7 protein-coding genes are annotated in these 8674 nt (G+C 67.5%); 5 read left to right on the plus strand and 2 right to left on the minus strand.

Translation table 11 applies throughout. The features are described 5' to 3' along the window. Nucleotides 1–227: 227 nt before the first annotated feature. The 5 genes from B141_RS0117230 (at nt 228) to B141_RS0117250 (ending at nt 6750) form a co-directional block, all read left to right on the plus strand. Nucleotides 228–860 (plus strand): TetR/AcrR family transcriptional regulator, encoded by a 633-nt coding sequence (locus B141_RS0117230; RefSeq protein WP_020576424.1) that lies wholly within the window; start codon nt 228–230, stop codon nt 858–860. A 56-nt stretch (nt 861–916) separates the two neighbouring features. Then, nucleotides 917–1834: an ABC transporter ATP-binding protein gene (locus B141_RS0117235; protein WP_020576425.1), complete on the plus strand. Its 918-nt coding sequence runs from the start codon at nt 917–919 to the stop codon at nt 1832–1834. After that, the gene (locus B141_RS0117240; protein WP_020576426.1) at nt 1831–3438 is read left to right on the plus strand and encodes an ABC transporter permease; all 1608 of its coding nucleotides are present in this window, start codon (nt 1831–1833) and stop codon (nt 3436–3438) included. The genes B141_RS0117235 and B141_RS0117240 overlap by 4 nt, the downstream gene beginning before the upstream one ends. Before the next feature lie 36 nt (nt 3439–3474). Next, a complete protein-coding gene (locus B141_RS41185; protein WP_020576427.1) occupies nt 3475–4299 on the plus strand; it encodes a class I SAM-dependent methyltransferase in 825 nt (274 codons plus the stop codon). 300 nt (nt 4300–4599) lie between these two features. Continuing rightward, on the plus strand, nt 4600–6750 hold the full coding sequence (locus tag B141_RS0117250) for a HelD family protein (protein ID WP_020576428.1): 2151 nt from the start codon (nt 4600–4602) through the stop codon (nt 6748–6750). A 192-nt stretch (nt 6751–6942) separates the two neighbouring features. Here B141_RS0117250 and B141_RS50325 read toward each other — a convergent pair whose 3' ends face one another. Then, nucleotides 6943–7449 (minus strand): HNH endonuclease, encoded by a 507-nt coding sequence (locus B141_RS50325; RefSeq protein ID WP_020576429.1) that lies wholly within the window; start codon nt 7447–7449, stop codon nt 6943–6945. Between the two features lie 94 nt (nt 7450–7543). Then, nucleotides 7544–8674 (minus strand): DUF222 domain-containing protein (locus B141_RS51490; protein WP_237742722.1); only part of this gene is annotated, 1131 nt, incomplete at its 5' end.

Raw genomic sequence — 8674 nt, forward strand, 5'->3', positions numbered from 1 at the left:
CATCACCTTTACACAGAGATGCCGCTCAATATATCGAGGAATTCGCTGTATGGGTTAAGAGTCACGAGCCGCCCCCGGTCAGCCCTGGTGCCGATAGGCGGGTGGTGCTCCCCGGGGGCGGGGTCGGCCGGGCAGCGCGGGGCAGGTGGCTGGACAGCGACTGCACAGGTGTGTAGCATCCTTCACAGTCGAGTAGTTAGCTGTACGTAGGGATAGGAAGGTCGAAGGTGTCGACGTCGAGACCGGACCCCGAGGACCTCACCGCCCGCGCCCGGATCAGGGACGCGGCGATGTACCACTTCGGCGAGCACGGCTTCGAACGCGCGACGATCCGGGGAATCGCCACGACGGCTGGTGTCTCGTCAGGGCTCGTACGCCACCATTTCGGTTCCAAGCAGGCGCTGCGCGAGGCGTGTGACGACTACCTGCTGAAGGTGATCCGGCAGTTCAACGACCAGGCCTGGGCGGATCCCACGTTCAGCGACACGCGCTACGTGTATGCCGCCCGGGCGACGATGGCGAAGTACCAGCGCTACCTCGCGCGAGCCCTGATCGAAGGCTCGGCAACCGAGTTGTTCGACGAGATGGTCCGTATGTCGGAGCAGTGGCTTGCCGTTCTCGACAAGGACCGCCCCGACCCCTCCGACGTCGACCGCAGGGCCCGGGCGACCGTCGGCACCGCGATGGCCTTGAGTGTCGGGCTCCTCTACGACCACGTGGGCCGGAGCCTGGGCGTCGACCTGTCCAGCCCGGAGGGAGACCGGTTGCTCTCCCGGATCCTGCTGGACCTTTATTCGCATCCCCTCATGAGCCTGGAAGACGCGGCCAGGGCTCGGGCCGCGCTCGACCGGGCCCAATGATCCACCGAATCACGCACAGCGCGGAGCAGGGCTTCGCACACGGGAGGAAGAGCACGATGACTAACGCCATCTCGGCGAACGGGTTGGTGAAGAAGTTCGGGTCGACCACGGCATTGGACGGCCTCGATCTGGTCGTACGCACCGGTGAGGTGCACGGCTTCCTCGGACCGAACGGCGCGGGCAAGAGCACCACGATCAGGGTGCTGCTCGGCCTCCTGCGCGCGGACGGCGGGTCGGTGAGCCTGCTCGGCGGGGATCCCTGGGAGGACGCGACCGCCCTCCACCGCCAGCTGGCGTACGTGCCTGGTGACGTCACGCTGTGGCCGAACCTCTCGGGTGGAGAGGTGATCGACCTGCTCGGCCGGCTGCGTGGCGGGCTGAACAAACGGCGTCGCGCCGACCTGCTGGAGAGGTTCGACCTGGACCCGCGCAAGAAGGGACGCTCGTACTCCAAGGGCAACCGCCAGAAGGTCGCGCTCGTCGCCGCGCTCGCCTCAGACGTCGAGCTTCTACTCCTCGACGAGCCCACCTCGGGCCTGGACCCGCTGATGGAGGAGGTGTTCCGTGAGGCGATCCACGAGGAGCAGCGCCGCGGCGACCGTACCGTCCTGCTGTCCAGCCACATCCTCTCCGAGGTCGAGGCGCTCTGCGACCGGCTGACCATCATCCGCGACGGCAAGGCGGTCGAGACGGGCACCCTGGCCGACCTGCGCCACCTGACCCGTACCTCGATCGAGGCGGAGCTGTCCAGGGCGCCCGACGGCCTGGCCGACCTGCCCGGCGTTCACAATCTGCGGGCTGAGAACGGCCGGGTCCGCTTCGACGTCGACACGGCCGCGCTCGACCCGGCCTTGCGCCACCTCACCGCGGCGGGCGTACGCAGTCTCGTCAGCCAGCCGCCGACCCTGGAGGAGCTGTTCCTGCGCCACTACGACCGGGCCGCGGCAGCCAGCGGCGCGGAGGTGGCGCGATGAACGGCCTCACCGGCACCGGCAAACTGATCCGGCTGATCCTGCGGCGCGATCGCGTGCTCATGCCGCTGTGGGTCCTCTTCATCGGCCTCGTCCCGATCTCGTACGTCGCGTCCATCAACGAGCTCTTCCCGACGGCCGCGGCGCGGCAGCAGTACGCCGACGCCAGCGCGCACAACGCGGGCTTCGTCGCGCTCTACGGCCGGCTGTTCGGCTCGAGCCTTGCCGAGTTGGTCGCCTGGCGAGCGGGCTTCATCCCGATCGTGATCGGCCTGCTCAGCATCCTCACGGTCATCCGGCACACCCGCACCGAAGAGGAGGCCGGTCGCCGCGAGCTCCTCGGCGCGACCGTGGTCGGCCGGCACGCCCCGCTCGGCGCGGCCCTGATCGCGACCTTCGGCGCCAACCTGGTCCTCGGCGGCCTGCTCGCCGTGGGCATGATCGGCCAGGGCCTCCCAACCGCCGGATCCCTGACGTTCGGCCTGGAGTTCACCGCGATCGGCTGGATGTTCGCCGCGATCGGCGCCGTGGCCGCCCAGCTGACCAGTGGGGCCGGGAGTGCGCGCGGGACCGCGATCACCGCCCTCGGCGCGACGTACGTGTTCCGGATCGTCGGTGACATCAGCGGCATGTCCAACGGTCCGCTCGCCTGGATGACGTGGCTGTCGCCGATCGGCTGGGTGCAGCGGATGCGTCCCTACCGCGACGACGTGATCTGGCCCGTCGCGCTCGCCGCCGGCCTCACCATCGTGCTCGTCGTGGCGGCCGTCGCCCTGTCGGGACGGCGCGATGTCGGTGCCGGCCTGCTGCCGCCCCGGCTCGGTCCCGCCTCGGCATCGCCTCGCCTGCGTACGCCGCTTGCGTTGTCCTGGCGGCTGCACCGCGGCCTGCTGGCGGGCTGGGTCGCGGGGTTCGCAGCGCTCGGTGTCGTACTCGGCTACCTCGCCGCCGACATCGGGGACCTGGTGCACGACGCACCCGAGATGGAGGACGTCTTCGCCCGGCTCGGCGGCGCGTCCGGACTTATCGACAGTTATCTCGCCGGCCTGATGGGCTTCTTCGGCCTCATCGCCGGGGCGTACGCCATCCAGGCCACGCTCAAGATGCGGGACGAGGAAACCAGCGGGCGCGCCGAGCCGGTGCTTGGTACGGCGGTCGGCCGGTTGCGGTGGGTCGCCAGCCACTTCGTCTTCTCGTTGCTGGGCCCGGCCGCGACCCTCGCCGCAGCCGGCCTGGCGATGGGGCTGACGCACGGACTGAACACCGGGAACGTCGGCCGCGAGGTGCCCAGAGTGCTGGCCGGTGCGCTGGTGCAGCTACCCGCGGTGTGGGTCCTGGCTGGTACGGCCATCCTGATCTTCGGCCTGCTGCCGCGGTTCGCGGCGGCCAGCTGGGGTGCGCTGGTGATCTGCCTGGTGTTCGGGCTGGTGGGCAGCGCGCTGGGTCTCGACCAGTGGGTGCTCGACATCTCACCGTTCACCCATCTTCCTCACCTCCCTGGGGGCGAGGTCGCCGCGACTCCGGTGCTGTGGCTGTTGGTCGTCGCCGTGGGGCTGGCCGGGGTCGGCCTCGCCGCCCTGCGCCGTCGCGACATACCCACCGCCTGACCCGGCTGTTCCTCTGATCCGAGTGGGAGAACCCACATGGACGCGATCCCAGTTACCTTCACAGACATCCAGGTGACCGCGCTGATCGAGTTGTACGCCCGTTGGCTGGATGCCAAGGACCCGCACCCCATCCTCGGTGACCCGTGGGCAGACCGGATCGTCCGTTCCCTGGACTTCGACTTCTCCGAGTTCAAGAAGGGCTTCGCCCTCTCGCGCTATCCCGTCGGAGAACGCTCGCGGACCTTCGACCGGTGGGTGGCGGAGTACCTCTCAGAGAATCCGGATGCGATCGTCCTGGACCTCGGATGCGGATTGGACAGTCGGGTGATCCGGGTCGATCCGGCGCCCGGTCACCTGTGGTACGACGTTGACCTCCAGGGAGTCATCGAAATCGCCGACCGCCTCTATCCCGAACGCGCCGAGCATTGCCGAATAGCCGCGTCCGCCGTCGATCCTGACTGGCTCGCGCGGATCCCTGGCGACCGGCCAGTGGTGGTCGTGGCCGACGGGTTGTTGATGTTCCTCGCCGAGGATGAGGTACGGCGGGTGTTCCAGCAGATCATCGATCACTTCCCGCGTGGGCAGTTCGTCTTCAACGCGTACGCGCCGCTGATCAAGGAGCGAGGAGAAAAGCGTCCCGAACCAGTCTTCGAAAAGTACGGCGTCCAGCTGAAATGGACCATCGAGAACGCACGCGGCGTCGAGAAGTTGGATGATCGGCTGCATTACGTCGACGAACACCGCATGGGAGAGGGCGGCCTGCTCGCACACGCCTCGTTGTACTACCGCCTTCTGGTGGCGGTGATCAACGTGGTCCCGGCCTGGCGGAACAGCGGCTGGATTCTGCGGTATCGGTTCTGAACCCTTCGGCCATTTCCGGACCCGCGCACCGGATGATCACCTTGGCTCCCCGTCGGGAAATCCCCGCCCCTTATGCGTCGGCCTGTGTGGCCCGGCGGATCGTGCGGCCTGTGCGGCTCGGCGGATAAGGGTAGCGGGGGCTCGCCATGTCTGGTAGCTCCCGAAGCCGCTCTTTCGAGAGCGGTTTGTTTTTCGCGCTTCAGTGGATCGAAACGAACCGGATCATATTCCGGGGCGGGACCCTGACGATTGCCGCCAGTCCGTTGTTCCCGCGCGTTCTCACAAGGAGCTCTGCCTCCGATGGTCCAAATCGAATCCCCGCATACCCAAGATTCAGAACTCGAGATCGAGCGTGACTATCTCGCGCGAGCACGCGCGGCCCTCGCTCTCATGCACAAGGATGTCGTGTCCCGCGATACGCCGCGGATCGGCGGCGAGGACAACGACGAGCGTTTCACCAATGAGTCCTACCTCCGGGCGCGCTGGCTTCGGGCGCAGGCGCTCGTGGATCTGCCGGACGTGCCGTTGTTCTTCGGGCGGCTCGACTACGAATCCGGCACCGTGGAGGAGACTGACCAGATCTATATCGGCCGCCGCCACGTGCACGACGATCTAGGTACGCCGCTGGTCATCGACTGGCGAGCACCCGTCTCCGTACCCTTCTACCGCGCCACACCCACCGACCGGCAGCGCGTTCGCCGGCGCCGCCGCTACGGCTACTCCGACTCGGCCGAATTGACGGCGTTCGACGACGAACTCCTCGACCGCGCCGCAGCCGATGGGGCCGGCGGTACCGGCGGGGCCCGCGAGCCCGACACCGTGGACGAGACCGCGGACGACGCCGCTGACGCGTTCCTGCGCGCCGAGATCGAACGCCCGCGCACCGGGCCGATGCGCGACATCGTCGCCACCATCCAGCCCGAGCAGGATGATCTGGTGCGCGCGCCCCTGCAGCCGTCGCTGTGTGTGCAGGGTGCGCCGGGTACGGGCAAGACCGCCGTGGGCCTGCACCGCATCGCGTACCTGCTCTACACCGAACGCGAACGCCTGAGCCGCGGCGGTGTGGTCATCGTCGGGCCGAACCGCTCCTTCCTGTCGTACATCCGCAAGGTGCTGCCCGCGCTCGGCGAGGTCGATGTCAGGCAGGCCACGGTGGATGAACTGCTCGGTCAGGCCCAGCTCGCCAACGCGGAGACCTTCGACGCGGCCCGGGTCAAGGGCGATGCCCGGATGGTGCGGGTGCTGCGCCGCGCGCTGTGGTCGCACGTGGGTACGCCGACCGAGGGAATCCTGTATGCCAAGGGATCCCGGCGGTATCGCGTACCCGACTACGAGGTGCAGGAGATCGTGTCGGCGGTACGCGGTTCCACCAGCTACGGCCCGGGCAGGAATGCGGTCGCGCAGCGGGTGGCGCATGCCGTGCTGCTTCGGATGGAGCGGCGTGGTGAATCGCCCGACGACCGGGTGCAGAACGCCGTGGCCAGATCCAAGCCGGTCAAGCAACTGATCGACGAGGTGTGGCCCAGGCTCGTTCCCGAGCAGGTGTTGTTCAGGCTGCTGTCGGACGCGGAGTTCCTGGCGGCGTCGGCCGGCGACGACCTCACGCCGGAGGAGCAGGCTGATCTGCTCTGGCCCAAACCCGCGCGTTCGTGGAAGTCGGCTCGATGGTCGACGGCAGATGTCGTACTCCTGGACGAGCTTTCCGAACTCATCGAACGCCGTGCCGGCTCGCTCGGTCACCTCGTGGTGGACGAGGCGCAGGATCTTTCGGCGATGCAGCTTCGCGCGCTCGGCCGGCGCTGTCGTACCGGATCCGCCACTGTCCTTGGCGATCTCGCGCAGGCCACGACGCCGTGGGCGACCGGCTCCTGGGGGCAGGTGCTCGATCATCTCGGCATGCAGGATGCGATGCTGGCCGAGCTTGACCGGGGATTCCGGGTGCCGGCACAGATCATCGACTTCGCCGGGCGGTTGCTGCCGGCCATCGCGCCCACTCTCGGTGCACCACGAGGGGTACGCGAGATCCCGGACGCGCTGCGGATCACCGAGACCGCAGAGCAAGGTCTCCTTGACACGTTGGTATCCGCCTGCCGCAAGGCGCTTGAGGGCGAGGGGTCGGTTGCGGTGATCGCCGCTGATGACGAGATCGCCGCCCTTCGCGACGCTCTGCTCGCCCGCGGGCTGGACGCCGCGCTTCTCGGAGCGGGCGAGGGCGAGGAGGAGGACGAGGACGCCTTGGACGCTTTGGAGGCCGGGCGGCTGGTGTGTGTTCCGGCGATGCTGGCCAAGGGGCTGGAGTTCGACGCGGTCGTGGTGGCCGAGCCGGCCCGGATCGTCGAGGCGGAGCCGAGGGGGCTTCACCGGTTGTACGTCGTACTCACGCGTGCGGTCACGAGCCTGCATATCGTCCACGCGAAACCCCTGCCCGCCGCGCTCACGGGCCGCCCCTGATCCCTGCGCCCACCCGCCCCTTCTTGTGATCATGATCGTGATCATGAAGGTTTTCGGGACGCATAGCCCTTTCTGGCTTCATGATCAATGGGCCATGCTGACTCGGACACGCAGACAGGCTCGAAACCCCTTCTCTGTAAGGGTTCTCGAGCCTGCCGGTTTGTTTGTTTGTCCCGCGTCGTCCCGCGCTGGTTAGAAGGGCGGCGGGTCGGGGTCGGCGGGTTCTACGGGGTCGGTGAGGCGTGGTGGGGTGACCGTGTATTGCCGGCTGTGGGGGTCGGTGTAGGTGAGGTGGCCTGGGCTGGTCTGCTCGGCCTTCCAGTCGCCTTCGGTTTTGACGCGGTGGTGGCGTCGGCATAGTGGTGCCACGTTGTTGACGGAGGTCTCACCACCCTCGGAGTACGGCTTCGTGTGGTCGAGGTCGCAGCTGATGGCGGGTCGTCTACATAGCATCCAGGTGCAGCGTTGGTTCAGCGACTGAACCAGCGCCGCCGGGAGACCGCGTAGGAAACGTTTCGCCATCGGATGCAGACTCAACAACTGGCCTGTCACCGGGTGGGTGACCCCGACCGCGAACATCGCGTCAGGGTTGTCGAGGTGGTTGGCGAGTAGCCGTCTCGCCACTTCGGTGAAGATCGGACCGAACCCGCCAAGCTCTGCTGGCCGCTTCGCCCACTCCATCAGCGTCGGGAACGGCACATTCAGCTGTAGTTTCGCCTTGATCCCCGCTCTCCACGGGCGGAACGCGAGCGGGATCTCCTGCTCGGGGATCGGATCCCCATCAGCGCCGCTCTCACCAGCAGCTTTGCCGGCCTGTCGTTGCGGGGCTTGCGGCGGGGCTGGTCGAGGGGGTGGGTGTAGGTGGCGGGCTTGCAGTCCTCACACGGGCAACCCTCGAGGTGCAGGTCGTGGCCGCACCCGGTGTGCCGGCACCCGCCCTGCTCGGTGGCAGAGTCATCCTGCGCGTCCTCGGCTTGGGCAGGGTTGTTGACCTGGTCCTGCTCATCGAGCAGGTCCTCAAAGGACCCTCGACAAGGGCCGGATCCTCGCCGTTCTCCCCGTCGCCGTTCTCGCAGTCGCAGTCCTCGCTGGCACTCTCAGCATCGGCGCTGGTCTGTTCATGACTGTCGGCGCCTTCGCGGGCTTCTTCCTCGCCGTCGCAGATGATCACATCGGCTTGGCCGGACAGCAGGGAGGCGGCGATATCAGCGCGCAGCTGAGGCAAGGTCCGCTCATCGCCGGAGGACTTCATGGTCCGGGCGATGGCGTCCAGGTATCCCCAGATCTGGGCGGCCACGTCGTGGGCGATCCCACGGATCCGCAGGTCGCAGACGCCGTCCAGCGACGGGTAGACGTCCACACCCCGGTCTTCCCGGGCCCGCTTGTGACGCTCTTTCGCAGCCTCCGGATTCACCTTCAAGATTTCGGCCTCGATATGCAACCGCAACAGCCCGGCCCGCAGCTTCAACACCTCAGGGAAGATCGCCTCATCCACTGCTGTGCGGTCAGCTGGGGGCAGAAGGGTGAGCCGGTCGACGATCGTCCGCACCTCAGAAAACTCCAACTCACCGCGTTCCAGCGCCTGCCGGGTGTTCGGCAGGTCGGTAAGCGCCAACGCGATCAGCATGAACTGATCACTGCGGTAGTTGGTCCACCCCAACATCGGCGACAACAGTTCAGCCGCCCGCGGCTCCGGCACAGACGAGCGTTCCGCCTCATCATCCTTGAAGCAGGGCGGGCAGTGCGCCAACACAGCAGTCACAGCAAGACTCAAAGACTCGCCCCAACAGGCGACCTTCCGCGCAGCTTGAAGCAACACGCCAAGCTCGAAACCATTACAGGCGTCCCGATCGACAGCAGCGAACGCCACCACCAACTCCGGACCGGGAAGCATGTCAGCAAACCCAGGCGGGAGCGGAGGGAT

The organism is Actinopolymorpha alba DSM 45243, from assembly GCF_000373925.1.
Taxonomy (GTDB): Bacteria; Actinomycetota; Actinomycetes; order Propionibacteriales; family Actinopolymorphaceae; genus Actinopolymorpha; species Actinopolymorpha alba.